We start from the raw sequence: 25,330 nt of genomic DNA, 5'->3' as shown, positions 1-25,330 counted from the left end.
ATGAAGACAGTGATGATCACCGGGTGTTCGTCCGGCTATGGGTTGGAGATTGCCGGGCACTTCCATGCGCAAGGCTGGAATGTCGTCGCGACCATGAGAACGCCGCGGCCCGAACTACTTCCGGATTCGGACCGCATGCGGGTGCTGGCGCTCGACGTGACGAATCCGCAGAGCATCGCCGCGGCCGTTGCCGCGGCCGGCCCGATCGATGTGCTGGTGAACAACGCCGGCGTCGGGGTGGTGGGCGCGTTCGAGGCGACCCCGATGCAGACGACTCGGGAGGTGTTCGAGACGAACACCTTTGGGGTCATGGCGATGACGCAGGCCGTGGTCCCGCAGTTTCGTGAACGACGGTCCGGCGTCATCGTCAACGTGACGTCCAGTACGACCCTGGCACCGATGCCGCTCGCCGCGGTGTATACCGCGAGCAAGGCGGCCATCGAGGGGTTCACCGGCTCGCTGGCGTTCGGCCCAGTTCGCCAAACTGGGCGAGCACGGCGCGAGCTAGCCGCGAAAGAGCCTCAGAGCCGGTACATTTCGCGTGCCATGGCCGCTTCCTCGAACGATTCCTCGCGCCGCGGCGGGTAATAGTCGGCCCGATGCTCAGGCCAATGGGCGCGGCTCTGAAGCCAGGTGCCGGCGGCGGTGACCGCGTCGGCGAACTGCTGAGCGCTGTGGCGCAGCCAATCCCGCAGCATCTCCGCGGGAGTCGGAACGTGTGCGTGTGTCATGTCATCGACGCTACGAATCCGCCCGGTTCCAGACATCGCGCCAAGGGCTGATCTTGATGTCCGACCACGGTAGGGCGCCGTGCGCGACCGCGGGCGGATGCCTAGGCCGGCGCTCCGACGAAATCGTCCAGCGCCGAATCGATTTCGTGTGCCAGTCGCTGTGGCGCCTCGGCGTCGCCGGTGATCAGGTCACGTAGTGCACGGTGGAAGAGGCCGTCGGCCGTCGCGTACACGATGGCGGGCGTGATGATGACGACGGACTCGCAGAGTTCGGCGTAGGCGATCACGGCCTTCCAGGTGAGCGCGGCAAGGCTGTCGTCGATCTCGTTGATGCTTGCGGCGAAGCGGTCGTCGAAGAGCGCTTGCGTGCGCAGGTCGTACCAGAGCCGGTGCATGGCGGCCGACTCGCGCAGTGAGTTGCTGAGGGCGCTGCTGATGCGGGTCTTGAGTTCCGGCCCGGAACTGCCGTCGATGACGATGGAGTTGTAGCGGTCGATGAAGTGGTTCTTGTACTGCCGCACGCAGCACATGACGAGGTCGTCTTTGTCGTCGAAGTAGTAGTGCAGAACGCCGAGCGATATCTCGCAATGCTGGGCGAGCTCCCGCATGCTGGCGCGCGCGAAGCCCAGTTCAGCAAGTCCGCTGGTGGCTTGGGTGGCCAGCTCCTGACGGCGCGCAGCGAACTTTTGCCCACGCGCGCCCGCCAGTCGGCCTGCAACGCGGCTCGAAGGGGTATCCACAGGGCTCCAGTGGCAGATGAGGTGTCAGTGAACTGGCGGGGAATACCAAGTCTATTCCTCCGATCAGGTACTTCTGCCCCGGGGTGGCAAAGTTTGGACGATCGTCTTGAAATGCCTCCAAAGAATGGCGCAGGTCGCTATCATGCTCCGCGAGTACTCGAAATTCGACGGAAATGGTGCCGATGAGCGAACAACAAGCAGCGGCGGACTCTGCTGCGGACGACAGGTTGGCGTGGTTGCGGAAGTCGGTCGCGGAAGGGCAGCCGGGAGCGGTTGATTCGGCGTGGAGCTGGATCGTCGAGCTGTCCAAGCTGGCGGACAACGACTCCGATGCTGCCGAAGCGCAGCTCAACGATCTTTTCCGGCTGGGTACGCCGCCGGTCGATCTGGACGGCCCGACGGAGGGCATTCTCGTCATGACGACGACGAACCCTGCGCTCGATACCGTGACGCGGGCTGTTACGGCCCTGTGGATGCCGTGGCAGGGCAAGCGCTTCGATTCGGAGGCCGGCACCGGCGACAATCGGCTGACCAAGAGCACTGGCCTGGTTGGCAAGCTGCTGTGGCCGCTGTATTCGATGCGTGATGCCGAATCCGGCAAACTCGCCTTCGACTTCGCGACCTACGTGGAAGCCGGTAAGGACGACCCCGATCGTCAGGTCATGGTCATCGATTACGCCAACGTTGAATCGAACCCGCGCCTGGTGATCCGGAGCATCCGGGACGAACTGGTGCAGCTCGTGCCCGGTGTCTACCTCGGCAAGATTCTGTTCAACACCGGCTCCGACAAGTACAGCAAGATCGGCTACTTCGCATTGCGCACGCCGCGCTGACAGACCTCGCGTTCACAGCCCACCTAAACGACTAACTCGAAAAAGAAACGGCAACAACATGACTGAGTGGCACGAATACCCGTCTCTGCTCCTGCAGCTGAACGCTCTCACCAAGGCTCGCGATGACCTTCGCGCGCACAATCTGTACGAGAGCTACGGGATGCGTCCTGCCGATGACCTCGGCCAGCCCACCGAAGAAGTGCGTCGGGCCCGTCAGCCTGACGGCACCTGGAACGACCTCGCGGATCCGCACATGGGTGCCAAGGGCACCGGCTTCGGACGCAACGTGCCGCTGTCGATGACCGTCACCGACGTCAAGCGTCTGCTCAAGCCGGACCCGCGCGTCATCAGCCGCAAGCTGATGGCCCGCGACGACTTCAAGCCCGCCGGCATCATCAACGCGCTGGCCGCTGCATGGCTGCAGTTCGAGAACCACAACTGGTTCTTCCATGGCGACGGTGTGCCCGACAAGACCATCGACATCCCGCTGAGCGCCGACGACCAGTTCCCCGAGAACCCGATGAAGATCCGGTGCACCATCCCGCTGCGCGGCGAGATCGCCGATGGTTGCCCCGCACCTGTTTTCGCCAACGCCGAGACGCACTGGTGGGACGGCTCGCAGGTCTACGGCAGTGGCAAGGAGCGCCAGTCGCAGGTCCGCACCTTCGTCGACGGCAAGGTGAAGGTCGACCCGAACGGCCGTCTGCCCGAGAGCGACATCAAGGGCATCGACCTGACTGGCATGCAAGAGAACTACTGGGTCGGCACCGGCCTGCTGCACACCATGTTCGCGCGCGAGCACAACGCGGTCTGCGACGCGCTCAAGAAGGCCTACCCGAGCTTCGATGATCAGCGCCTCTTCGAGATCGCCGTCCTCGTCGTCTCTGCACTCATCGCCAAGATCCACACCGTGGAGTGGACGCCGTGCGTGCTGCGGCATCCGGCGCTGCAGATCGGTATGAACGCGAACTGGTACGGCGCGCTGGGCGAGACGTTCCAGGAGAAGTTCGGCCGGATCAGCGACAATGAGGCGATTTCGGGCATCATCGGGTCGGCGACGGACCACCACACGGCTCCGTTCTCACTGACCGAGGAGTTCGTCTCCGTTTACCGCATGCACCCGCTGATCCCGGACGACTGGAACTTCTTCTCGCTGGAGTCGGGCGAGCACCTGGTCAAGGCGGACTTCACCGACCTTCAGGGTGTTCATACGCGTGGCTTCATGGACAAGATCCAGATGGGCGACATGTGGTATTCGTTCGGTCTGGCCAGCGCCGGTGCCGTGTGCCTGCACAACTACCCGAACGCGCTGCGCAACCTCACCCGGGTCGACGGCCAGGTCACCGACCTTGCCACTCTCGACATCGTGCGTGACCGCGAGCGCGGTGTGCCGCGCTACAACGACTTCCGTGAAGCGCTGCGGATGCCGCGCCGCAAGACCATCGACGACATCACCCCGAACAAGCAGTGGGCGCGAGAGATCAACGAGGTCTACAACGGCGATGTCGACGCTGTCGATCTGCAGATCGGCATGCAGGCCGAGCAGCCGCCGAAGGGTTTCGGCTTCTCGGACACCGCTTTCCGTATCTTCATCCTGATGGCGTCGCGCCGACTGAAGAGCGACCGGTTCTTCACCAACGACTACAAGCCCGAGGTGTACACGCAGGTCGGGTTCGACTGGGTGAACAACAACACCATGAAAGACGTCATGCTGCGCCACTATCCGGAGCTGGAACCGGTGATCGGCGACGTCGAGCGGGTGTTCGCGCCATGGCCGAAGTTGGGTGCACCGGTGCCGGGCAAGAAGAACCCGGTGGTGCAGCTGGCCGACTCGGTCCGCGCCTACTTGCCCTGGGGCTGACGGACACATGGCCGACGATTTCCCGCACGCGTCAATCGTCGAAGGCGTTCGGTTCACCGCTCAGATCGGTGTGCCGAACGTCCTTCTGGGACTGTTCAACAAGCGAGAGTTGCCCACCCGCATCGCATCTGGCCTGAGCTCCGACTACCTGGGATACCAGCTCGTCGAAGGTATGGTGCGCAGCTACGGTCCCGGCCCGTTCTACGTTCGGGTCGTCGCCGACGAGGCGCTGCTGGTGCACCACCCCGATGATCTGGAGTTCGTGCTGGGCGGATCGCCCGACCCGTTCGCCTCCGATCCGAAGCCCAAACGCGAGGGAATGGCGGCGTTCCAGCCGGACGCGCTGACCATCTCCCGCGGGCATCCGTGGGAGGACCGTCGCCGGTTCGCCGAAGCGGTGCTGGACACCGGCCACCCGGTCCACCGGCTGGCGCAGGCGTTCGTGGAGAAGGTCGCTCGGACGGTTGAGGGCCTCGGTGCGGGGGCCTTGAAGTGGTCGGACTGGAACGCGGCATTCCAGCGGTTGACCCGCAGCGTGGTCTTCGGCGACAAGGCCGCGGACGACGCCCGGCTCACCTCACAGCTCAGCGAACTGATGTCGGCGGGCAACGGAATGCCCGGCGAACCGGCGCCCGGCTACCCGGAGTTCGTCTCGCATATCGAGTCCTACCTGAAGGACCCGGAGCCGGGCAGCCTGGCCGCACTCATCGCGGAAACCACACCGCCCGAGACCGCGAGCCCCGCGAGCCAGGTGATCCACTGGCTGTTCGCGATGGGTGACACCCTGGCGGCCAACGCTTTCCGCACGTTGGCGGTGCTGTCCACGCATTCGGAGAACTTGACCGAGGTCCGGGCGGAGATGGCGTCGGCCGACATCAACTCGGGCCAGGGCATCGCGTCCCTGAAGTACCTCGGCGGGTGCCTGCTCGACACCATGCGGCTGTGGCCGACGACGGGGTTGTTCGGCCGCGTCGCGACCCGCGACATCGAGTTCCCCAGTGGGGCGGTGCTGCCCGAAGGCAAGCAGGTTCTCATCTACAACGTGTTCAACCACCGGAACCGCGACCGGATCCCTTACGCCGACCGGTTCTCGCCGGGTGAATGGGTCAGTGGGGATGCCGGGAGCGACTGGTCGTACAACTTCTTCAGCCACGGCCCACAGGGCTGCCCGGGCGCCGGACTGTCGGTGTTCCTCGGGCAGGCCTTCCTGGCGCACGTACTGGACGGATCCACGCCGGTGCTGCGCGGCGCTACGCTGAACTCACAGAAGTCACTGCCGCACAGTATCGATCTGTACGGCATCAGCATCGAACGCTAGATGGACCATGCGGTCGTCAACGCGACCGTGCGATGGAGGGGACCCTTGTGACGACGACCGCCGAACATCTCCGCTACGCCCTTGACGGACGGTGGCGCGAGGTGAAAGACCGTATTCGGCAAGAGCTTTCCGCTGAACTGTTCAAGCCGCACTACACCCCGGACACCGCGGTGGCGCGCGCCAAGGTCACCGAGCAGATGAAGTACATGGCGTCGCGCGGCGCCGCCGAGGACGCCTTCGCGAAGGGGCACGGCGGCAACGGTGATGCGGGCGCCACCATCGCCCGTATCGAGATGCTGGCCATGAGTGACCTGTCGTTGATGGTCAAGGCCGGCGTGCAGTGGGGCCTGTTCGGCGGCGCCATCGACAACCTGGGCACGGAACGTCACCACGAGGCGTACGTGCGCAAGGCCATCGACCTGGACCTCGTCGGCTGCTTCGGCATGACCGAGACCGGACACGGCAGTGACGTGCAGTCCCTGGAGACGACCGCCACGTACGACCCGGCGACCGGGGAGTTCGTCATCGATTCTCCGACCCCCGCCTCGCGCAAGGACTACATCGGCGGCGCAGCCGAATCAGCCCAGGTATCAGCGGTTTTCGCGCAACTGATCACCAAGGGCGAGAACCACGGGGTGCACTGTTTCATCGTGCCGATTCGCGACGAGTACGGCAACGACCTGCCCGGCGTGCGGACCTCGGACTGTCACTACAAGGGCGGACTGCCGGGCGTCGACAACGGCCGCATCCAGTTCGACCATGTGCGGATTCCGCGGGAGAACCTGCTCAACCGCTACGGCGACGTCGCCGAGGACGGGACGTACTCGTCCCCGATCGACAACCCCAACCGCCGGTTCTTCACCATGCTGGGCACGCTCATCCGCGGCCGCGTGACGGTCGGTGGCAGCGCGGCGGCCGCCGCGCGCGTCGCACTGGACATCGCGACCCGGTATGCGTTGCAGCGCAGGCAGTTCGAGGCGCCGAAGACCGACGAAGAAGTCCTGATCATGGACTACCTGGTGCATCAGCGTCGGTTGCTGCCGTTGATCGCGAAGTCCTATGCGCTGCAGTTCGCGCAGAACGAGCTGGTGTCCGACCTGCATGATCTGCAGGATGTCGAGGAGCCCGACGGTGAGGTGCAGCGGGAACTGGAAGCGCGGGCCGCAGGGCTCAAGGCCGCCGCGACGTGGCACGCCACCAAGGCCATCCAGGAATGTCGCGAAGCGTGTGGTGGTGCGGGATATCTCGCGGAGAACCGGCTCATCGCGCTCAAGGCCGACACCGATGTGTTCACGACTTTCGAAGGCGACAACCACGTCTTGACGCAGTTGGTGGCCAAGCACCTGCTCACGGAGTACGCCGACGACATCAAGGGCATGAGCCCGTTCGAATGGGTGAAGTTCGCGACAAGCACGGCCCGCGAGCGGGTGCGCCGGAGCACCGGCACCGAGACCATCCTGCAGAACCTGCTCGACACTCGTCAGGACAATGAGGAAGAGGGCAGCCTCTTCAACCGCGGCACCCAGGCGAAGATGTTCGAGGACCGGGCCGACTACCTGCTGTCGACGGTCGCCCGCCGCCTGCAGGCCAACTCCAAGGAGATGAGCCCGTTCGAGGCGTTCAACTCCGTGCAGGACCACGTGCTGCACGCGGCGTCGGCGCACATCGACCGCATTGTGTTCGAATCCTTCGCCGCCGGGATCGACGCGTGTGCCGATCCCGAGGCCCGCGAGATCTTCGGCCTCGTGTGCGATCTATACGCGCTGTCGGTGATCGAAGAAGACAAGGCCTGGTACATCGAGCACCGCTTCCTGTCCATGGACCGGGCGAAGGCCGTCACCGCCGGCATCAACGACCGCTGCCGCAAGCTGCGGCCGTACGCCGAGGTGTTGGTCGACGGATTCGGGATTCCCGAGCAGCTGCGCTATGCGGAGATGCTGCACCCGGAGCGCATCCCGGACATCTGAGCGGCGGACATCAAGGTCGTTCTGAAAAAAGTGTCCACCTGGCGGTGGTTGCTGACTCCTAGCTGATGAACGGGGCCCACGAGGGCGCCGACCAGCCAAGGAGAACGCCATGACCGCTGTATCCGTCCGTCGCCGCTCAGCCGCTGCCGCCGCACTGGTCGCCGCCGGAGCCATCGCCGGCGCGCTCGGGTCGGCGAGCCCGGCGAGTGCCGGCGTCAACAGGTACCTCGCCATCGCCTTCTCGCCGGCGACGGGGCAGTGGGGCTACACGCAAAGCCTGCTGGACGCGAACCAGGCCAAGTTCGACGCGGTGGGTTACTGCCTCAACAAGGGCGGCACCGACTGCCGGATCGTGGTGTGGGGCGACAACGAATGCGCCGCACTCGCGACGAGTCCCAACCCGTTCAACCACAGCCTGATGTGGGGTACGGGCGTGGCCCAGACACAGAAGGATGCCGAGACGAAAGCCCGGTTGTCGACGTCGTTCGGGGGCACCGTGGTCCTGTCGTTCTGCTCGCTGGGCACCCAGCACTGAACGGCCGGCAGCCCACGAATTCTGGTGACTGGCGGTAGCTTCGTCCACAACGGGTTGCGGACGGCGAAAGGAACTGCCATGGATCTCAGGAAGGCGACGCTGTTCGCGGCGGCAGGCATGGCGGCGGGGATGCTGGTCGCACCGGCCGCACAGGCCGACATCTGCGATCCGTCGGTGACCGTCTGTCAGGGCAGTGAAATCAGCGGCCCGACGTCGGTGCCGGCCGCGTCGCCGCCGGTCATCGCGAGCGACGACGCGTTCCCGTTCGGCGACGACGAGTGGTACCTGTACCCCGGCGCAGGCGTCATCAACCGCGGGGGTGGCGGCGGGCACCGGTAGCCGACGCTCTCAGTGCGCGTCGCCGGTGCTCGCGACCTTCTCCGCCAAGGCGGCGAGTTTGTCGTCCAAGATGAGTGCCGCGGCGCGCAGCGGCGGATTGTCGTCGACAACCATCAGCGACGACGGCTTGACGTAGGTCAAGCTGCTGCGGCCGCCGTCCTCGTCCGTCAACAGAATCTCCACGGGCGCGAACAACGCGGCGGTGAGGTCGTGCCGAATCATGGTGATCGCGATCAGCGGATTGCCGAGAATGACGCGCAGTGCCTTGCGCTCCACCCCTGCGGTGCCGAGCCACCCGGTGTGGTCGATCAGATGCATCAACATGAAATCGCTGGGCCCGGCCTGGCGCTGGATGTCCGCAGCGAACGCGTCCCAGTCTCGCGCGGCCAATGCCGGGAGGCCGGTTATCTGCGCGGGCTCGACACCGATGTCGGCGAGCAGAGCGTCGCGCAGCTCATCGAACGACTTGTCGCTGTCGAACCGCATCCGCACCCCGCGGAACGGAATCTCCTGAGCCTCACTCGTTGCCATGTGCGGCCTCCTCGATGTCGGTGGTGTGGATGTGCGGGCGGGGCGTGCGGTCGATGTTCAAGCTGAGCAGTTCGGGTGTCGCCGGGGAGTGGCGGCCTGACACCTACTCTGCGACGGTTCGAACCCGGATGGGGAGGCCGAGATGATCCTGGTGTTCGGAGGGACACGATGTCGAGCGCCGTCCACCGTCGACCGATTAGGCGCGGGCCCATGGCCACATTGGTCACTCGCACACCAACTTTGGCCCCCGATTGGCGCTTATTGACCAAGTCGAACTATTTTCCTGAGGTGATCTCTTCGGCTGTTGGCGTTGTCGCCCGCTGGACCGCTCCCTTCCTCGCTGTCGCCGCCGTCGCCGGCGTGGGCCTGTCCGTCGACCCGGCGCCGCGCGCCGACAACCCGGCGATCCGCCTGGTCGACGACAGCAACCCGCTGGCCGGCCGGCCGTTCTACGCCGACCCGATCTCGAAGGCCCGGGCCGCCGCCGCTCAGGCCGACCCGCCGAGCCCTGAGCTCACCGCCATCGCCAACACGCCGCAGGCCTACTGGCTGGACCAGGCGTTCCCCGCCTCGACCGTCGGTGGCACGGTCGCCGGGCTGGCCGGTGCGGCGAACGCCGCGGGTGCGACGCCCGTGCTGGTGCTGTACGGCATCCCGCACCGCGACTGCGGCAGCTACGCGGCGGGTGGCTTCGGCTCGGCCGACAGCTACCGGGCGTGGATCGACAGCGTCGCGGCGGGCCTCGGTGGCTCGCCGGCGGCGATCATCGTCGAGCCCGATGCCCTCGCCATGGCCGACTGCCTGTCCGCCGGACAGCGCCAGGAGCGCTTCGACCTGATCCGCTACGCCGTCGACGCCCTGACGCGCGACCCGGCCGCGGCGGTCTACATCGACGCCGGACACTCGCGCTGGGTGAGCGCCGAGACCATGGCCTCGCGACTCAACGATGTCGGTGTCGCGAAGGCGCGCGGCTTCAGCCTCAACACGACCAACTACTTCACCACCAATGAAGAGATCGGGTACGGCGAGGCGATCTCCGGCCTGACCAACGGCGCGCACTACGTCATCGACACCTCGCGCAACGGTGCCGGGCCCGCCGAAGGCGACCCGATGTACTGGTGCAACCCGGACGGCCGTGCGCTGGGCGTCGCGCCCACCACCGACACCGCCGGTGCGCACGCCGATGCGTACCTGTGGGTCAAGCGCGTCGGCGAGTCCGACGGGTCGTGCGGCCGCGGGGAGCCCGGCGCAGGCACGTTCGTGAAGTCGTTCGCCATCGACCTGGCGCGCAACGCCGCACACTGATTCCGCGCGCCGAGACCAGGGTTTCGGCGAAAAGGGCGATACGTTGCCATCATGCACGGGTGTGGCCCTGACTGTGCCGACGGCGTCGACGCGATTTCCCGGCGGACGGCGATCGCCGCGTCGGTGTCCGCGCTGCTCGGCGGCGCCGCGTTGGTGACCTCGGCCGGCAGTTCAGCCGCGCCGGGCGGTGGGGACCTTCCGCAGAACGCCCTGATCACGCTCGGGGTACAGGCGGGCCCGCCACCGGTGCCGAACCGGACGGGCATCTCGTCGGCACTCAAGATCGGCGACGACGTCTACCAGATCGACTGCGGCCTGGGCTCTTTGAACGCGTTCGCGAACGCGGGGCTGAGATTCGACCAACTGCGCAGCCTGTTCATCACGCACCTGCACACCGATCACATCGTCGACTACTACAGCTTCTTCCTGTCCGGCGGCTACACCGCGTCACCCGGTAAAGGCGCGGTGTCGGTGTACGGACCCGGCCCGGCCGGCGGCCTGCCACCGAGCGAGGTCGGCAATCCCGACCCACCGACCGTCGAACCGGCCAACCCCACACCGGGCATCGCGGCCATGACCGATGCGCTGCACCGGGCTTTCGCCTACACCAGCAACATCTTCATCCGGGACATGGGCACCGACGACATCCAGGGCCTGGTCAACGTGCACGAGGTTGTCGTCCCACCTGGATCGGACTACCAGAATCGGGCGCCACGTACCGACCCCTTCCCGGTCATGACCGACGACAATGTGCGCGTCACCGCGACCCTGGTGAGCCACTACGACGTGTACCCGGCCTTCGCCTTCCGGTTCGACCTGGTGAAATCCGGTGTCTCGGTCACGTTCTCGGGTGACACGACCAAGTCCGACAATCTGATCGCGCTGGCGCAGGGCACCGACATCCTGGTGCACGAAGCACAGTTCAGCCTCGCCGACGGCGGCAACAACAGCAGGTTCCCGCCCGGCTATCTGGTCCGGTCCCATACGTCCGCCGAGCAGGTGGGTGAAGTCGCCGCCGCGGCGGGTGCCAAGCATGTTGTATTGAGCCACTATTCGCCCACCGATCTGCCCGACTCGACGTGGCGGGATGCGATCGGCCGCCGCTACCAGGGCAAGATCACCGTCGCGCGCGACGGCCAGGTCTTCGCGCTCTGACCTATCCTCGGCTTATGCACCTGATCGCGCTGGAAGGGCATTACGCGTGGAACCCGGCGAGTGACGGCAATGTGGTCGCGACGTGGCTTGAGTCCAACAACCGCCTCGGCTTCGACCGGCTGTATGACCGCGGGCCGCTGCGGCTGGAGCAGATGGATGCCGCCGGCATCGACTTCCAGATCCTGTCGCTCTTCGATCCCGGCGTGCAGGAGTACGACGACGCGACGCTGGCCGTCGACTACGCGCGCCGCGCCAACGATGATCTCGCCGAGACGGTGCGGCAGTATCCCGACCGGTTCGGCGGCTTCGCCACTCTGGCGACCCAGGACCCGGACGCCGCGGCGGCCGAGTTGCGCCGGGCTGTCGTTGATCTCGGATTGGTGGGCGCGCTCATCAACGGTCACACTCACGGCCGCTATCTGGACGACCCTGCCTATGAGCCGCTGTTCGCCACCGCTGAGACCCTCGGTGTGCCGCTCTATCTGCACCCGACCACCCCGCACCCGGCGGTGATGGCGGCCTGGTTCGCGCCGTATGTCGACCAGGGCCTGCACCTGGCGTCGTGGGGTTTCGCCGTCGAAGCGGGCACGCACGCGCTGCGACTGATCTACTCGGGCCTTTTCGACCGACACCCGAACCTGCAGATGATCCTCGGCCACCTCGGAGAGATGCTGCCATTCACCGCTTTTCGCACCGACAGGTACTACGGACTGGGCGGGTCAGGTGGCCGGCTGCAGAAGCTGCCGTCGGAATACCTGCGGGAGAATTTGTACTTTACGACGAGCGGCAACTTCTCCCCGCCGGCCATGGCGTGCACGTTGGCGGTCATGGGCGCCGACCGGGTCATGTTCTCGGTGGACTATCCCATGGACGACAACGTCGACGGCGCGAACTTCCTGGCGTCGTATCCGCTGGACGAGGCGGACCGCCGCCAGGTCGGTTATGGGAATGCGTTGCGGCTCTTCGGGGATCGCATTCCGAAGATCGGCGGCTAGAGGCCGCGCGCCATCCAGCTGAGGTTGAGTGCCTTGCCCACCTGGTTGAGCTGGTCAATGGCCTCTTCGATGCGGCGGTGCGGCACCTCGACCCGCCACTGCGGCATCCGCCCGGTCAACCGCAGCGTCTCGGGACTGAAGTCGACGGACGTCGGCGTGAGCTCGCGGGGCAGCTTCGGTAGCTGAATCCGATAGGCGGGCAGGCGGTTCGGCAGATGCCACCGGGCCCGGCGCAGTGCAACCATCCGCGGTTTCACCAGCAGCGTGGACCCGTCGATGGTCGCGTCGACCTCGAGGTGCCCGAGGTCTGGCGTTCTGGCCCAACGGATTTGCGCGACACCACCGGCGTCGATCCGGCCGAGCAGACGTGGTGCGGCGCGCCCCGGCAACGACGAGGCTCGATCGATTATCTTGTCGAGCGCTGTGGTGGACATCTCGATGGTTAGATCGAGCGGTGCCGCCACAAGGACCGGGATATTGGTCGGTTTGATGTGTGTGTTGTGCAGGACGGCGGTCGCCTTGTCGAATTGCCAACCGTTCCAGACGATGTCGGACGCCGAGATCGAGACGGTGTTGAGCTGGCCGACCGAGAGGCTCCGCACGTCGAGGTCGGCGTCGAGCGCCGTCACCGTCAGCGTCATCTCGCCGGACTTGAGCTTGACGGTCATCCGGCGGCCGATGACCTGCTTGCGCAACGTGTCGAACAGGGACGTGTAGGCGCCCGCCGGACCGCTGGTGAGTGCGCTGCCCGCGGCCGACGCCCAGAACGACGACAGCGCGTCCCAGTTCGGGAACGAGTCCCAGGACGGGAACGGTCCGGAGTTCGCCATGATCAATCCCTACGCGGCGCCCAGGGACTCCCGGAACCGACGTCCGAGTATTCCGCGGGCCGCGCGGGTCCAGGTGAACCCGACATGTCCGGCGTTGACCCATCGCACATGTTCGGCATGCCACGAATCAGCAAGGGCCTCAGACTGTTCCCGCGGAATGAGCCGGTCCGCCTTCGCGATGAACAGCGTCCGGTCCCGCGGTGCGACGACCGTGGGCAGCGCCAACGGGGACACGACCTGGAAGACGGTTCGCGCGTCGTCGGAGGCGATCACGTCCCGGTACTCATCGGGCGGGTCGTGGTGCGTCAGCAGCGCCAGCGGATCGGCGAACGGCAGCGCCGCGGCCACCGCGTCGAACCGTTCCAGGCCGGCGAGCACGGTGGACAGGTACCCACCGAGCGAGACGCCGTACAGCCCCACGGGGGCATCGGTGGTGCTGCGAATCCAGCTCACCAACCGGCGGACATCCCACACCGCCTGCGTGATGCCGTGCAGCATCGAGGTGAGATCGAGCGACAGCAGTTGTCCATCGGCGGGGTCGCGCCGCGGGCCGTGCAACGGCGAAATCGGCAGCGCCACATTGTATCCGAGCTTGTGGTGCAGATGGTTGGCCCACAGCACGTTCAGGTCGAAGCGCGACGACCCCATCCCGAAACCGTGCAGGGCGACGACCCATGGTGCCGATGAGTCGGGGCGGCGTAGCAGCCGGACGGTGACGGTGTCGTTGCGGCCGTTGCCGGGCCACCGGTCCGCACCCGGCTCGAACGACCGGGCGTCGAATTCCGACGCGAAGGACATCGACTCGTGCCGCAGCGGCCCGTTGTGAGTGCTCCACTGCAGGACGTCGGCGTCGTTCAGTTTCGGGGGAGTGCGGTGGTATTTGGCTGGTTTGGAGATCCAGCCTCGCCTCTTGAACATGGTGGCGGCTTTGTCCAGATCGGCGGCCAGGTGCTCGGGTGCGGCTTCTGCGGGCAGCTTCGGCGGGCGCAGGCGCATGACGGCGAGCACGGCTTCGTCGATGGCAATGTGGGGCGCCACGACCATACGTTGGGCCGCGTCCATGTTTTCGGGACGGCTCACCGGGGGCGGCTCAGGAAGCTCATGGTTCCTCAAAGGGGCAGACATCGTTGTCTCCTTGGTATGCAGTTGTGTAGGTGTCCCGTCCACATCGGCTCGCGGGAGCCGGTGTGGACGGGAACGTGGTCAGTAGCCGAAAGCTATTGACCCATAACATATTTGACGGTCGGCCCGGTGGTCCAGCCGCCGTCGACCGCGATCTCGGCGCCGGTGACGTACGAGGCGGCGCGCGAGAGCAGGTAGGTCACCGCTCCGGCGATCTCGTCGGCCTCGCCGACGCGACCCATCGGGGTGTTGGGGTAGTTGCCCTCGCCCTGCTGGATGCCGACCTGTGCCGTCATTGGCGTGTAGGTCATGCCGGGGTGCACGGAGTTCACCCGGATGCGGTCGGTACCGAGCTCGACGGCGGCGATCTTGCTCAGGCCGCGGACGGCCCACTTGGAGGCGCCGTAGCCGGCGGTGAGGGCCAGACCCATCAGGCCGGCGGCCGAGGAGATGTTGACGATGGAGCCACCGCCGGCGGCGCGCATCGGCGCGATGACGGCCTGGATGCCGTTGAAGACGCCCACCAGGTTGACGTCGAGCACCTTGCGGAAGTGATCCAGCGGTTCGTGCTCGATGAACTGGCCGGTGGAGATACCGGCGTTGTTCACCAGGCCGGTGATCTTGCCGAACTCCGCGACCGTCAGCGCGACGGCCGCATCCCACTGCGCGCGATCCGTCACGTCGAGGTGCGCGTAGCGTGCTGCGTTCCCGAGTTCGGCTGCCAGCTGCTTGCCCTCGTCGTCGAGGACGTCAGCGATGACGACCTTGCCGCCACCGGCCACGATGTGCCTTGCCATCGACGCGCCGAGACCGCGTGAGCCACCGGTGACAAGCGCCACCACGTCCGACAAGCCATCCGAATCTGCCATCGCAGCAACTTCCTTTCGATGTCGTCAGGGCGTGGATCGCCATCTGGATCTGCCCGCGTGTGCAGGCAATCACACCTTTTCGGCGCTGCCGGGAGAACTCCCACCCCGTGGGACTGCGGTACCGGCTTTCGTGGCGGCAGGCTTCTTGGCTGCGGGCTCGACCCAGCCGGATGCGGCCAACAACCGGTCGAGTTCGGCCTTGGCGCCTTCGAGGATCTCCCACGGGTCCTCGACGAGGTCCGGATCGGCCTGGATGCCGACGTCGACGTTGCCGCCGTAACTGAAGACGGTGACGTTGATGCCCATCCCGACGGTCAACGGGCCGACGGGCACGATGTGCTCGATCTTGGCGCCGGCCATGTACAGCTGGATCGGCGGACCGGGGACGTTCGAGACGATGAGGTTGCTGGCCAGCGGCAGTTTGTCCTCGAGCTTGGCGGCGCGGAAACCCTTGAACATCAGGTTCAGCAGGACTGGCGGCGCGAAGTCGGTCAGGCCGATGGACTGGCCGGCCTGAAGGTCCTCGGCCAGCGCCTTGGCGCTGTTCATGCCGTTGTGGATGGCGGACAGGCGCGCGACCGGATCCTCCACATCGGTGCACATGGAGGCGATCATGGTGTGCACGTGGTTACCCGGCGTCTCGTCGCCTGCGTCGCGGGTGGACATCGGCACGGTCGCCAGCACCGGCGCCTCCGGCAGCGCGTCGCGCTTGGTCAGGTAGGTGCGCAGCGCGCCCGCCACGACGCTCAGGATCACGTCGTTGACCTTGACGCCGAGACCGTTCTTGACGTGCTTGATGTGCGCCATCGGCAGCGACGTGTACGCGAAGCTGCGGTGCGAGCTGAGCGCGCCGTTGAAGCTGGTCTTGGGAGCGCTCATGGGGCGTGGCGGCGGGTCGTCGCGCCGCAGGTGACCGATGGTGGTCACCGCGTTGCGGACCGTCTGGCCAAGGTACTGAACGACTTTCGGTGGCGTGGTCGCGGCCGACAGCGTGCCCTTGGCGAACAGTTCGAGGCTCGAGTGGCGCGGCTGCTCGCCCTCGTCGGGCAGCTCGACGATCGGGCCTTCGGCGTCGGGCGTGACGTCGCACAGCACGGACGACAAACCCGCGCCGGACACCCCGTCGACGATCGAGTGATGCGTCTTGGCGATGAAGGCGACGCGGCCGCCTTCCAGGCCCTCGACGAACCAGCTCTCCCACAGCGGCTGGTTGCGGTTGAGCTGGCGGGCCAGGATTTCGCCGACGACGTCGGCCAGTTCCTTCTCGCCACCGGGAGCGGGCAGTGCCGCACGGTGAATGTGGTAATCCAGCTTGAACGCTGGATCGTCGACCCACACCGGACGGTCCAGGCCGAGCGGCACTTCTTGGATACGACGGCGGAACGACGGCAGATAGGGCAGCCGGCGGTCGAGGTGATCACGCAGATGCTCGAAGTCGAATCCCGGTGCGTCACTGGGATCCAGGATCATCAACCCCAGCGTGTGCTGTGGCCATTCAGTGCCCTCCATGGACAAGAACATGGCATCCATGCCGGACAAGCGCTTCACCGCAATACTCCCCTCGTGGACCACGGATTTGTGGCGGCAATAACGTATCCACGGTTGCGGTTTCGGCAATTGCTACTTCCCAGTCAGCGAGATCGAAATTCGCGGCCTATCAGCGGTTCTCCCACTATTCGGAATCCCGCTACCAAGTGCACTCGGTTAGCTGTTTCATTTTTCGGACAATTGTCGCAACGTTGTTTACCGGCAATTCCGTTGCTCGGAAAATATATTCTGTGTGCAATTACTTCGGCGCCGCGGCGAATTCATCGATGCCGGGCTCCGTGTCGAGTACTTCGCGATTCAAGATCAACATCTTCACGAAGTACCCGACCCCTACGGCGATGAGACCGAGCACGATCAGGCTGGGTACCCGTGCCGTCGTGGGCGTCACGAGCACGAAGATCGCCACGGCTACCCACACCAATGCGACACCGGCGACAGGCAGTTCGAAGCGGCCCAGGCTGAAGCCACCCTCCTTGTGCTCCAATCGTCTCCGAACGGCGAGGTAGAGCACGACGATCGCGCCGTAGATCAGCGCGGGCAGGATCGTCGACGCGATGATCAGCTGGATCAGCGCGGCGCCGCGCAGCGTCGCCATCAGCACCACACCGACCGCGAGGATCAATAGTGTTGCCGGCACGGGAGTTTGAGTGCGTGGATTGACCTTTCGCATCACGCGGTGCGCGGGGAAGCGGGCGTCGCGGGCCATGGCGAATACCTGCCGCGAACACGCGGCCATCACCACCAGGCCGGCGCCGAACATGGCCAACACGATGCCCGCCAACAGGATTCGCTCGGCGACAGGACCCAGCTGTTCCCGGATGATGAGGGCGACCGGCGAGCCGCTGTGACTGACGGTGTTGACGTCCTTGATCGCGATGGTGAGTGCGATCAGAAAAACCAGCCCCGCGGCGCCGGCCGCGAGGACGGACGCCACGATGGCGCGCGGCACGCTGCGGAACGGGTCCTTGGCCTCCTCCGCCAGGTTCGCCGCCGAGTCGAACCCGACCAGCGTGGTCAGGCCCATGATCATGCCGGCCATCAGCCCGCCGCCGACGGCGTAGTAATCGCCGGCGCCGGCGGTGATGCCGCGACTCGTCAGGTTGTCGACGTGGCCACTGCCCGTGACCGCCATGACGATCCCGAGCACGAGCACCAGGATCAGGACGATGCCCAGCTCCAAACCGACTGCGCCAGAGGTGATCAGGCCGAGCAGCCGGGTCGAGGCGATGACGAGAGCTGCCTGGACGATCAGCACCGCGATGGTGATCAGGCGTGCGGTGTCCTCGTTGTCGCTGATGCCCAGCAACGGCATCAGCGCCTGACTGGCCAAGGCGTTGTCCACCGCCACCGCGGCGATTGCGAGATACCAGAACGTCAGCCAGCCGAACAGCCAGCCCACCTTCGGGTTGGCCAGCCGCGATGCCCACTGATATGACGACCCACTGAGCGCGATCCGGGCTGCGAACTGCGCGACGACGAGAGCCACGAGCGTCTGCCCGACTGCCGCGACGATCCACAGCCAGATGCCGACGGGGCCCGAGGTCTGCAGCAGGTCGTCGTAGGTGCCGAAGATCCCGACCGCCACCGAGATGAAGGCGAACGAGACCGCGAAGACCTGAAAGCCGCCGAGGGTCCGCTTCAGCTCGGGCGCGTAGCCGCAGTCGACGCACTCGTCGTCGGCAGTGTCCGGAAGTGCAACGCGGTCTGTTGTCATGGCCCGGCCCTTCTGCGTTCCTTTACCGGTAATTGTCGCACACGTCAATGGCTGTTGTCGGGGATTGGGCATCTTGGTCGGCGCCGTGATGTTGAGTGGCCAATCCGTGACGAATCTTTGACCGAAATATTGACGCGCCGTACGGATTTCGGCGTTTCACGCCCCATACCATGACGGTGTTCAACCATGCGGCCAGCGACAAAGGGGTCGGATATATGCGGGTGTTAGTGCACGGCGTCCTTGCCGTGGTTGTGGTCGCCACGACCACCACTGGTGGCGCGCTCGGTATCGAGACGGCGGGCATTCGCCTGCCGTTGGGTTCGATCATCGAGTCGACGCAGCCGACGCAGGGAGTGCCGGTCGGCGTCGCGCATCCGATCGTCGTGACGTTCAAGCGGCCGATCACCAACCGTGCGGCCGCGGAGATGGCCCTGGACGTGACGTCGACTCCGGCGATGTCCGGCAAGTACGAATGGCTGGATAACAAAGTGGTGCAATGGGTTCCGGACGGATTCTGGCCTGCCCACAGCACCATCAAGCTGACGGTCGCCGGCCAGCCGATGGCCGTTACCACCGGGCCCGCCGTAATCGGGACAGCTCACGTCGCCGACCACACCTTCACCGTCACGATCGACGGCCAGACCTCGCCGGACATGCCGGCGCCACACCACCTTCCGCACCTCGGTGAGTCGGGTGTGCTGCTCGCGACCATGGGTCGGCCGGAGTATGAGACGCCGATCGGCAAGTACACCGTGCTGGCGAAAGACCGCAATGTGCTTATGGATTCGAGCAGCGTCGGCATCCCCGTCGATCATCCGGACGGATACATGACGGAGGTCGAGTTCGCGGTACGGATCAGCCGGCGCGGACTGTTCGTACATTCGGCGCCCTGGGCCGTCGAGTCGATGGGTTTCGAGAACGTCAGCCACGGTTGTATCGGCTTGGCGCCCGCGGGAGCCGAGTGGTACTACAACACCGTCAACGTCGGCGACCCCGTCATCGTCGAGCCTTAGCCTGCGCTGCAACGTAATTCGTCGCGGTGTACCGCGTTGACTCTGCGGCATGGGCGTTCGCTACTTGCAGGAGTGCGCCCTGAGTGCAGGGTCAACGGGAGCACGCGGTTGATCCTGCGGCCTGGGCGTCGGCTACTCGCACGAATTGGCCCTCAGTGCAGGGTCAACGGGAGCACGCGGTTGATCCTGCGGCCTGGGCGTCGGCTACTCGCACGAATAGGCCCTCAGTGCAGGGTCAACGGGGGTTGGGTGCTGCGGTCTGTTGAGTCTGCGGCCTGGGCGTCGGCTACTCGCGCGAATAGGCCCTCAGCGCAGGGTCAATGGCACAACGCCACAACGCCACATGCCCACAACGCCCGAAGCGCCCGAGCCGCGTGGGCTCGGGTGCTTCAGTCAAAGCGATTGTGCGGCTGGACAGTTCAGTTCTGCGGACCGGGCTGGGTCGGCAGGTTGGGGGTCGGGCCGCCGGCGTCGACGGGCCGCAGAGTCCGGGCCTCCTTGCCGTCGGCGACGCCACCCATGTCCATCGGGATCGCGGCGGGGGCCGCGGCGATCGGGATGGGCGCACCGATCGGCAACCCGGCGGGGATCGGCGGCACGACCGGCGGCACCGCTGCCGGGACGGGCGGGACGACCGCGGGAACCGGCGGGACTGCCGCCGGGACGACCGGAGCGGCCGCCAGGGGGCCGACGATGCCCGAGGATTCGACGGCGGGGGCAGCGCAAGGCGCGGCAGCTGCCGCGGCGGCAGGCGCCCCGGCTGCGGGCGCTACGGCGCCGGCGTCGCACGCGTATCCGCCCGTCTTGAGTGGGACTGCAGCTGCGGTCGGGCACACGGCCACGGCCGTCGCGCACACCCCGGCGCTGGCAACTATTTTCACAGCGATTCGACCAAAGCTGATCATCACCGGCGTCTCCTTGAACGTGCCCTTAAATTACAGCGCCGAAAATTTGCGCAGCTGAACCGTAGGGCACCGCGGGAGGCGGGTTCAAGACATGTTTTCAATCGGATGCGGGCTCGACATGGGACTGAGCCGCGACCGTGACCGCATCGTTTCAATAGCCTCAAAGTCCTCACAGAGAGGTCTCGGCAGGTAACGGGTTGATGGCGGAACCCGTTGTGAGGCTGGCAAACTCGGCGAGGCCGAGTGGGTCGGGCTAGGTCGCGGAGTCGTCGGCCAGCTGTCGTGCGAGTTCTTCCTCGGCGCGACGTTCGACGAGGAGCGGCACGAAGTCGCGAATCGTGTTGTCGGCGAACTGCTGCCGAGCGCCGTCGATGACGGTGGTCACACGAGCTGGGGACAGGTCCGCAAACTTGGCCGTGAGGCGGGTCTCGATTTCGGTGAATACCTGCTCTTCGGTCTTGGCGGCCATGCCGTCGATCCTTCTCGGCGGCCTTGACGGCTGTCAACGCAGATGGGGTGACGTGTAGGCGAACTAACAATTGCGGGTGCCGTGTGAGCCGACGGTGCACGCCGGCGGTTAACGCTGCCGCAGCGCGCTGATCCCCTCGTCCAGGGCCGCCTCGAGATACGTGAGGTCGCCGGTGGCGAGCATGATGCCGACACCGCCCTGGATGCCGGCCAGCAGTGCGGCAGCCGCCCGCTCGGCGTCGACGGTGCGGGCAATCTTGTCCTGCTGCTGCATCGCCACGATGCCGTCAGCGATGGCGCCCCGCCAGGAGTCGATCAGTTCGGTCGTGACCGCCTGTGCGCCGGTGCTGGTGCGGCCGATCTCGGACATCAGCACGGCGATCGGGCAGTTCTGGCCTTGTCGGCGATAGCGTTCGACCACGACGTCCCGCCAGCGCTGCCACGCCGCCCACGACGTGAGCTCGCTGAGGTGGGGCTGCTGGTCGTCGAGCACCCGCTGTGATTCCAGCGTTGCAACAGCGAGCAGCAACTGCTCTTTCCCGCGCGGAAAGTAGTGGAAAATCTGACTTTTCGAAGTCCGGGTCCGCGCCATCACATCTTCGATGGTGGTCAGCGCGACACCACGCTCCCGGATCTCGGCCGCGGCGCCGTCGATTATCCGGGCGCGGGTGGCCTGCCCCTTGGTGGTCAGTTTTTGGACTTGCGGGTCCATTTTGCCCGGTGCAGCATGTGGACTCATGAGTCCAGAAGATACGCGTTTGTCCGGCCGCACAGCACTTGTCACGGGTTCGACGGGAGGTCTCGGCACTGCCGTTGCCCGCCGGCTCGCCGACGAAGGCGCACGCGTTGTGGTGAGTGGACGGAACCCTGAGCGTGGCGCAGAGGTGGTGTCGGCAATCCGCGCGGCCGGCGGCGAGGCGTCGTTCGTCGCGGCCGATCTCTCGGGTGGCGACGGTGCGATCCGCGCTTTTGCCGAACGCGCCACCGAAGCGGCAGGCGGACGGCTGGACATCCTGGTGAACAATGCCGCCACTCTGCTGATGCCGACGCCGACCGCCGATGTCGCCCCCGAACTGCTGCGGGAGGCCTTCGAGGTCAACGTCTTCGCGCCGTTCCTGCTGACCGGGATCATCGCCCCGGCCATGGTGCGCAACGGCGGCGGAGCCGTCGTGAACATCGGATCGATCACGGGACTGCGTGGCGCCGCCGGCTCGGCGATCTACAACTCCAACAAGGCGGCGATCCATTCGCTCACCACCTCCTGGGCCGACGAGTACGGCCCGTTCGGGGTGAGGGTCAATGCGGTGGCCCCGGGACCGATCGCGACAGAGCGGCAACAGGAGTTTGCCGATCACGTCCAGCCGGTGCTCGACCGGCTGCCATCCCGGCGGATGAGCACGCCGGCAGAGGTTGCAGCCGCGGTCGCGTTCCTGGCCGGCGATGATGCCGCCAACATTCACGGTGTCGTCCTCAGCGTGGACGGCGGGTGGGCGGCAGTCTGACATCGTGGCCAGGTCTCATCTCTCAAACAGATGTGTCCTATCAAAATCCATCGTTGGACACGATGGACATCTGACGGTGAGATGGGTGCCAGGCACCGCGGTGGTGAATCGTGGGCTCCGAATCGAGACACTCTGGAAGGAACGGCGGACCGTGAGCGGCTTCAGCAGAAGGCAGTTCGGCTTGATGGCGACGGCAGCGGTCGGCGCCGCGTCGTTGGCGGCATGCGGTTCGTCACCGGAGCCGGCTGCGGCCGAGAAGTCGGCACCGCCGCCCGCCCCGCAGCACAACCTGAACGCGGTCAAGCAGATTCGGGCCGGCGACCTCAATGTCGGTTACGTCGAAGCGGGGCCGGCGGACGGCACGCCCGTCGTGCTGTTGCACGGCTGGCCCTACGACATCCACAGCTACGCAGACGTTTCCGCGCTGCTCGCGGATCAGGGTTTCCGCGTGATCGTGCCGTACCTGCGTGGTTTCGGGTCGACCCGATTCGTCTCCGAAACCACGGTCCGGAACGGTCAGCAGTCCGCACTGGCCGCCGACGTCGTGGCTTTCATGGATGCGCTGAACATCCCGCGGACGATCCTGGGCGGCTTTGACTGGGGCGGACGCTCAGCCAATGCCGTCGCCGCCCTGTGGCCACAGCGGGTTGCCGGTCTCGTTGCAGTCAGCGGGTACATCATCGTGAATCGCGCCGCGAACCTGCAGCCGTTGGATCCGGACGCCGAGCTGGGGTGGTGGTACCAGTACTACTTCGCCACGCCGCGTGGAGAACTCGGCTACCGGAAGAACACCAAGGAGTTCAATCGGCTGATCTGGTCGAAGGCCTCGCCGCTGTGGCACTTCACCGACGCGGCCTACGGGTTGAGTGCCGGCGCGTTCGACAACCCCGACCACGTCGCCATCGTGATCCACAACTACCGGTGGCGCCTCAGCCTGGCCGAAGGTGAAAACCGTTACGAGGCTGACGAACAACGGCTGCAGGCCAAGCCGCTGATCCACGTCCCGACGATCACCATCGGCAGTGACTTCGACGGTGCCGCGAAGGATGGCGCGGGATATCGCTCGATGTACACCGGGGCGTACGAGCACCGCGTCCTCGACGGCATCGGCCACAACGTGCCGCAGGAAGCGCCCGCGCAATTCGCGAACGCGATCATCGACGTCAGCCGGATGTAGCCCGGCGGCCCGCTACTTGGCCAGGCTGCGGCTGATGACGAGGCGCTGAATCTGGTTGGTGCCCTCGAAGATCTGCATGATCTTGGCTTCGCGCATGAAGCGCTCCACGCGGTAGTCGCGGGTGTAGCCGGCACCGCCGAACACCTGGACGGCGTCGGTGGTGACCTTCATGGCGGCGTCGGTGGCGACCAGTTTGGCGACTGACGCATTGCGGGAGTAGGGCAACCCGGCGTCGCGTCGGCGGGCGGCATCCAGGTAGGTAGCGCGTGCGGAGTCGACAGCGGCAGCCATGTCGGCGAGCAGGAAGCCGAGCCCCTGGTGATCGATGATCTTGCGGCCGAACGTCGTTCGCTCCTGCGCGTACGCCACCGCCTGATCCAGCGCCGACTGGGCCAGGCCGACGGCGACCGCGGCGACACCGAGCCGGCCGGCGTCGAGCGCGCTGAACGCGATCGGCAGGCCCTGGCCTTCGGTGCCGATGAGGAGCTCGGCAGGCAGGAACGCGTTGTCGTAGTGCGCCGACGTGGTGGGCACCGCGTGCAGACCCATCTTCTCCTCGGGCCGACCGAAGGACAGCCCCTCGGTGGCGGCGGGCACCAGGAAGCACGAGATGCCTTGCGAGCCTTCGCCGGTGCGCGCGAACAGGGTGTAGAAATCGGCGAGCCCACCGTGCGTGATCCAGGCCTTCGAGCCGGTGACCCGGTACCCGTCGTCGGATGCGACGGCCTTGCAGGCCAGTGCCGCGGCGTCGGAACCGGCTTGCGGCTCGGAGAGGCTGTAGGCACCGATCAGGTTGCCGCTCAACATCTCCGGCAGCCAGCGCTGCCGCTGGTCGTCGGTGCCGAACGTCATCAGCGGATGGCACGACAGGCTGTGCACGCTGACCGCGATGGCCACGGAAGCCCAGCGGGCCGCGAGCTCTTCGAGCACCTGCAGATACACCTCGTAGGGCTGGCCGCCGCCGCCCCACTCCTCGGGATACGGCAGGCTCAGCAGCCCGGCCTCGCCGAGGGTGGGGAACACCCCGTCGGGGTACGTCTCGTCCTTCTCGTGTTGGTCGACGATGGGGTCCAGCACCTTGTCCGCGATGTCGCGGGTGAGCTCGATGAGCGCGTGGGCTTCATCGTTGGGCAAGAGGCGATCAACAGGCACCGGAAACTCCACTAATACGTCAGACAGTACTGAATTACCTCACAGAGTACTGTTTGAGTAGTACTGAGTAAAGGGTCCGCAGTACTATGCCGTTGTGAGCACGCGCACGTCCCCGGCGTTCGGCACCCGCCGCCGCACCGAGCTGTTCGACGCCCTGATCGCGCTGTTCCTCGACGAGGGATTCGCCCACCTCACGCTCGACGACATCGCCGGGCGGTTGCGCTGCTCGAAGTCGACGCTCTACACGCTGGCCGGCAGCAAGGAGCAGTTGGTCCGCGCGGCGACCGTGCAGTTCTTCCGGCAGGCGACCGACGAGGTCGAGCAGCTGGTGGCCGGAGTCGACGGCGCCCGGGCGCGGATCACGGCCTATCTGTCCGCGGTCGGCACGGTGCTCGATGCCGCGTCGGACCAGTTCATGGTGGACCTGGATGCTTTCGCCCCGGCCCGCAGCGTCTACGAGAAGAACACCCAGATCGCGGCCCGGCGGGTCCACGAGATGATCGCCGACGGTGTCGAGAGCGGCGAATTCCGTGATGTGCACGCGTCTTTCGCGGCCGACCTGGCGTCGACCATGATGGTGCGCATCCAGCAGCGCCGGGTCCGCGAGAGTACCGGACTCGACGATGCCAGCGCATATCGCGAGCTTGCGGCGATTCTCACTGCCGGTATCAACGCCTGAGCGCGCCGACCGACGTCACCACCCGACATCGTGTTTGTTGC

At 66.2% G+C, this 25,330-nt stretch carries 24 protein-coding genes and 1 pseudogene; 14 read left to right on the top strand and 11 right to left on the bottom strand.

All coding sequences use genetic code 11. The annotated features are described in order from the left end of the window. Positions 1-465: pseudogene (locus tag ACJEIK_RS28790) on the top strand (SDR family NAD(P)-dependent oxidoreductase); the annotation flags it as partial. Between the two features lie 367 nt (positions 466-832). Here the strand turns inward: ACJEIK_RS28790 and ACJEIK_RS28785 are convergent. Continuing rightward, complete coding sequence (locus ACJEIK_RS28785; protein WP_064858891.1) at positions 833-1,471, bottom strand: TetR/AcrR family transcriptional regulator; 639 nt, start codon at positions 1,469-1,471, stop codon at positions 833-835. A gap of 182 nt (positions 1,472-1,653) precedes the next feature. On the opposite strand from ACJEIK_RS28785, the gene ACJEIK_RS28780 reads away from it, so the two are divergent. The 6 genes from ACJEIK_RS28780 to ACJEIK_RS28755 all read left to right on the top strand — a co-directional run bounded on the left by ACJEIK_RS28780 (position 1,654) and on the right by ACJEIK_RS28755 (position 8,324). Then, positions 1,654-2,304, top strand: a complete 651-nt coding sequence (locus ACJEIK_RS28780) for a hypothetical protein (protein ID WP_234789641.1) — start codon at positions 1,654-1,656, stop codon at positions 2,302-2,304. A gap of 58 nt (positions 2,305-2,362) precedes the next feature. Next, positions 2,363-4,165 carry a peroxidase family protein gene (locus tag ACJEIK_RS28775; protein WP_064858893.1) on the top strand — a complete coding sequence of 601 codons (1,803 nt, stop codon included), beginning with the start codon at positions 2,363-2,365 and terminating at the stop codon, positions 4,163-4,165. Between the two features lie 7 nt (positions 4,166-4,172). After that, complete coding sequence (locus ACJEIK_RS28770) at positions 4,173-5,483, top strand: cytochrome P450 (RefSeq protein WP_133428053.1); 1,311 nt, start codon at positions 4,173-4,175, stop codon at positions 5,481-5,483. A 47-nt stretch (positions 5,484-5,530) separates the two neighbouring features. Continuing rightward, a complete protein-coding gene (locus tag ACJEIK_RS28765; RefSeq protein WP_409430782.1) occupies positions 5,531-7,450 on the top strand; it encodes an acyl-CoA dehydrogenase in 1,920 nt (639 codons plus the stop codon). Between the two features lie 109 nt (positions 7,451-7,559). Next, entirely contained in the window at positions 7,560-7,985 is a 426-nt protein-coding gene (locus ACJEIK_RS28760; RefSeq protein ID WP_409430781.1) for a DUF4189 domain-containing protein, read from the top strand. 78 nt (positions 7,986-8,063) lie between these two features. Next, entirely contained in the window at positions 8,064-8,324 is a 261-nt protein-coding gene (locus ACJEIK_RS28755) for a hypothetical protein (protein WP_267326014.1), read from the top strand. 9 nt (positions 8,325-8,333) lie between these two features. Here the strand turns inward: ACJEIK_RS28755 and ACJEIK_RS28750 are convergent, their stop codons facing one another. Next, positions 8,334-8,855 (bottom strand): DUF302 domain-containing protein, encoded by a 522-nt coding sequence (locus ACJEIK_RS28750; RefSeq protein ID WP_409430780.1) that lies wholly within the window; start codon positions 8,853-8,855, stop codon positions 8,334-8,336. 288 nt (positions 8,856-9,143) lie between these two features. Here ACJEIK_RS28750 and ACJEIK_RS28745 point away from each other — a divergent pair, with 288 nt between their 5' ends. The 3 genes from ACJEIK_RS28745 to ACJEIK_RS28735 are packed head-to-tail and all read left to right on the top strand — an operon-like array spanning position 9,144 to position 12,310. Continuing rightward, positions 9,144-10,160, top strand: coding sequence for a glycoside hydrolase family 6 protein (locus ACJEIK_RS28745; RefSeq protein WP_133428058.1), 1,017 nt, complete (start codon positions 9,144-9,146; stop codon positions 10,158-10,160). 51 nt (positions 10,161-10,211) lie between these two features. Further along, complete coding sequence (locus ACJEIK_RS28740) at positions 10,212-11,315, top strand: MBL fold metallo-hydrolase (RefSeq protein WP_409430779.1); 1,104 nt, start codon at positions 10,212-10,214, stop codon at positions 11,313-11,315. 14 nt (positions 11,316-11,329) lie between these two features. Further along, positions 11,330-12,310 (top strand): amidohydrolase family protein, encoded by a 981-nt coding sequence (locus ACJEIK_RS28735; RefSeq protein WP_409430778.1) that lies wholly within the window; start codon positions 11,330-11,332, stop codon positions 12,308-12,310. Here ACJEIK_RS28735 and ACJEIK_RS28730 read toward each other — a convergent pair. From ACJEIK_RS28730 to ACJEIK_RS28710, 5 genes are all read right to left on the bottom strand, one after another. Then, a complete protein-coding gene (locus ACJEIK_RS28730) occupies positions 12,307-13,140 on the bottom strand; it encodes a hypothetical protein (protein WP_061003716.1) in 834 nt (277 codons plus the stop codon). The two genes, ACJEIK_RS28735 and ACJEIK_RS28730, sit on opposite strands and share 4 nt — an antisense overlap. A gap of 9 nt (positions 13,141-13,149) precedes the next feature. Then, entirely contained in the window at positions 13,150-14,184 is a 1,035-nt protein-coding gene (locus ACJEIK_RS28725) for an alpha/beta hydrolase (RefSeq protein ID WP_234785382.1), read from the bottom strand. Between the two features lie 173 nt (positions 14,185-14,357). Next, positions 14,358-15,131 (bottom strand): glucose 1-dehydrogenase, encoded by a 774-nt coding sequence (locus tag ACJEIK_RS28720; protein WP_212807699.1) that lies wholly within the window; start codon positions 15,129-15,131, stop codon positions 14,358-14,360. A 69-nt stretch (positions 15,132-15,200) separates the two neighbouring features. Continuing rightward, a complete protein-coding gene (locus ACJEIK_RS28715) occupies positions 15,201-16,679 on the bottom strand; it encodes a WS/DGAT/MGAT family O-acyltransferase (protein WP_409430777.1) in 1,479 nt (492 codons plus the stop codon). Between the two features lie 238 nt (positions 16,680-16,917). Beyond that, on the bottom strand, positions 16,918-18,393 hold the full coding sequence (locus tag ACJEIK_RS28710) for an APC family permease (protein ID WP_409430776.1): 1,476 nt from the start codon (positions 18,391-18,393) through the stop codon (positions 16,918-16,920). Positions 18,394-18,608: 215 nt separating this feature from the next. On the opposite strand from ACJEIK_RS28710, the gene ACJEIK_RS28705 reads away from it, so the two are divergent. Further along, a complete protein-coding gene (locus ACJEIK_RS28705) occupies positions 18,609-19,406 on the top strand; it encodes a L,D-transpeptidase (RefSeq protein WP_061003803.1) in 798 nt (265 codons plus the stop codon). Positions 19,407-19,825: 419 nt separating this feature from the next. Here ACJEIK_RS28705 and ACJEIK_RS28700 read toward each other — a convergent pair whose 3' ends face one another. From ACJEIK_RS28700 to ACJEIK_RS28690, 3 genes are all read right to left on the bottom strand, one after another. Further along, positions 19,826-20,287: a hypothetical protein gene (locus ACJEIK_RS28700; RefSeq protein WP_174814067.1), complete on the bottom strand. Its 462-nt coding sequence runs from the start codon at positions 20,285-20,287 to the stop codon at positions 19,826-19,828. Positions 20,288-20,564: 277 nt separating this feature from the next. After that, complete coding sequence (locus ACJEIK_RS28695) at positions 20,565-20,780, bottom strand: three-helix bundle dimerization domain-containing protein (protein ID WP_409430775.1); 216 nt, start codon at positions 20,778-20,780, stop codon at positions 20,565-20,567. Positions 20,781-20,888: 108 nt separating this feature from the next. Next, the gene (locus ACJEIK_RS28690; RefSeq protein WP_061003729.1) at positions 20,889-21,491 is read right to left on the bottom strand and encodes a TetR/AcrR family transcriptional regulator; all 603 of its coding nucleotides are present in this window, start codon (positions 21,489-21,491) and stop codon (positions 20,889-20,891) included. Between the two features lie 25 nt (positions 21,492-21,516). Here ACJEIK_RS28690 and ACJEIK_RS28685 point away from each other — a divergent pair, with 25 nt between their 5' ends. After that, positions 21,517-22,281 (top strand): SDR family NAD(P)-dependent oxidoreductase, encoded by a 765-nt coding sequence (locus tag ACJEIK_RS28685; RefSeq protein WP_061003731.1) that lies wholly within the window; start codon positions 21,517-21,519, stop codon positions 22,279-22,281. A gap of 184 nt (positions 22,282-22,465) precedes the next feature. Next, the gene (locus tag ACJEIK_RS28680) at positions 22,466-23,458 is read left to right on the top strand and encodes an alpha/beta fold hydrolase (protein WP_409431774.1); all 993 of its coding nucleotides are present in this window, start codon (positions 22,466-22,468) and stop codon (positions 23,456-23,458) included. Positions 23,459-23,470: 12 nt separating this feature from the next. Here ACJEIK_RS28680 and ACJEIK_RS28675 read toward each other — a convergent pair whose 3' ends face one another. Further along, positions 23,471-24,610, bottom strand: coding sequence for an acyl-CoA dehydrogenase family protein (locus ACJEIK_RS28675; protein WP_409430774.1), 1,140 nt, complete (start codon positions 24,608-24,610; stop codon positions 23,471-23,473). A 94-nt stretch (positions 24,611-24,704) separates the two neighbouring features. Between ACJEIK_RS28675 and ACJEIK_RS28670 the strand changes: the two genes are divergently transcribed. After that, a complete protein-coding gene (locus tag ACJEIK_RS28670; protein ID WP_061003736.1) occupies positions 24,705-25,289 on the top strand; it encodes a TetR/AcrR family transcriptional regulator in 585 nt (194 codons plus the stop codon). Positions 25,290-25,330: the final 41 nt, after the last annotated feature.

It is taken from the genome of Mycobacterium sp. SMC-16, assembly GCF_046250085.1.
Taxonomy (GTDB): Bacteria; Actinomycetota; Actinomycetes; order Mycobacteriales; family Mycobacteriaceae; genus Mycobacterium; species Mycobacterium phocaicum.
Note: the sequence above shows the minus strand (reverse complement) of the source record. Positions and strands in the feature narration are given on the sequence as shown.

Coding starts and splice junctions, on each gene's coding strand:
- ACJEIK_RS28680 (WP_409431774.1), top strand. CDS start 22,466: ATGGCGACGGCAGCGGTCGGCGCCGCGTCGTTGGCGGCATGCGGTTCG.
- ACJEIK_RS28705 (WP_061003803.1), top strand. CDS start 18,609: ATGCGGGTGTTAGTGCACGGCGTCCTTGCCGTGGTTGTGGTCGCCACG.
- ACJEIK_RS28740 (WP_409430779.1), top strand. CDS start 10,212: ATGCACGGGTGTGGCCCTGACTGTGCCGACGGCGTCGACGCGATTTCC.
- ACJEIK_RS28760 (WP_409430781.1), top strand. CDS start 7,560: ATGACCGCTGTATCCGTCCGTCGCCGCTCAGCCGCTGCCGCCGCACTG.
- ACJEIK_RS28780 (WP_234789641.1), top strand. CDS start 1,654: ATGAGCGAACAACAAGCAGCGGCGGACTCTGCTGCGGACGACAGGTTG.
- ACJEIK_RS28695 (WP_409430775.1), bottom strand. CDS start 20,780: ATGGCCGCCAAGACCGAAGAGCAGGTATTCACCGAAATCGAGACCCGC.
- ACJEIK_RS28725 (WP_234785382.1), bottom strand. CDS start 14,184: ATGGTCGTGGCGCCCCACATTGCCATCGACGAAGCCGTGCTCGCCGTC.
- ACJEIK_RS28755 (WP_267326014.1), top strand. CDS start 8,064: ATGGATCTCAGGAAGGCGACGCTGTTCGCGGCGGCAGGCATGGCGGCG.
- ACJEIK_RS28730 (WP_061003716.1), bottom strand. CDS start 13,140: ATGGCGAACTCCGGACCGTTCCCGTCCTGGGACTCGTTCCCGAACTGG.
- ACJEIK_RS28690 (WP_061003729.1), bottom strand. CDS start 21,491: ATGGACCCGCAAGTCCAAAAACTGACCACCAAGGGGCAGGCCACCCGC.
- ACJEIK_RS28750 (WP_409430780.1), bottom strand. CDS start 8,855: ATGGCAACGAGTGAGGCTCAGGAGATTCCGTTCCGCGGGGTGCGGATG.
- ACJEIK_RS28735 (WP_409430778.1), top strand. CDS start 11,330: ATGCACCTGATCGCGCTGGAAGGGCATTACGCGTGGAACCCGGCGAGT.
- ACJEIK_RS28720 (WP_212807699.1), bottom strand. CDS start 15,131: ATGGCAGATTCGGATGGCTTGTCGGACGTGGTGGCGCTTGTCACCGGT.
- ACJEIK_RS28775 (WP_064858893.1), top strand. CDS start 2,363: ATGACTGAGTGGCACGAATACCCGTCTCTGCTCCTGCAGCTGAACGCT.
- ACJEIK_RS28770 (WP_133428053.1), top strand. CDS start 4,173: ATGGCCGACGATTTCCCGCACGCGTCAATCGTCGAAGGCGTTCGGTTC.
- ACJEIK_RS28710 (WP_409430776.1), bottom strand. CDS start 18,393: ATGACAACAGACCGCGTTGCACTTCCGGACACTGCCGACGACGAGTGC.
- ACJEIK_RS28685 (WP_061003731.1), top strand. CDS start 21,517: ATGAGTCCAGAAGATACGCGTTTGTCCGGCCGCACAGCACTTGTCACG.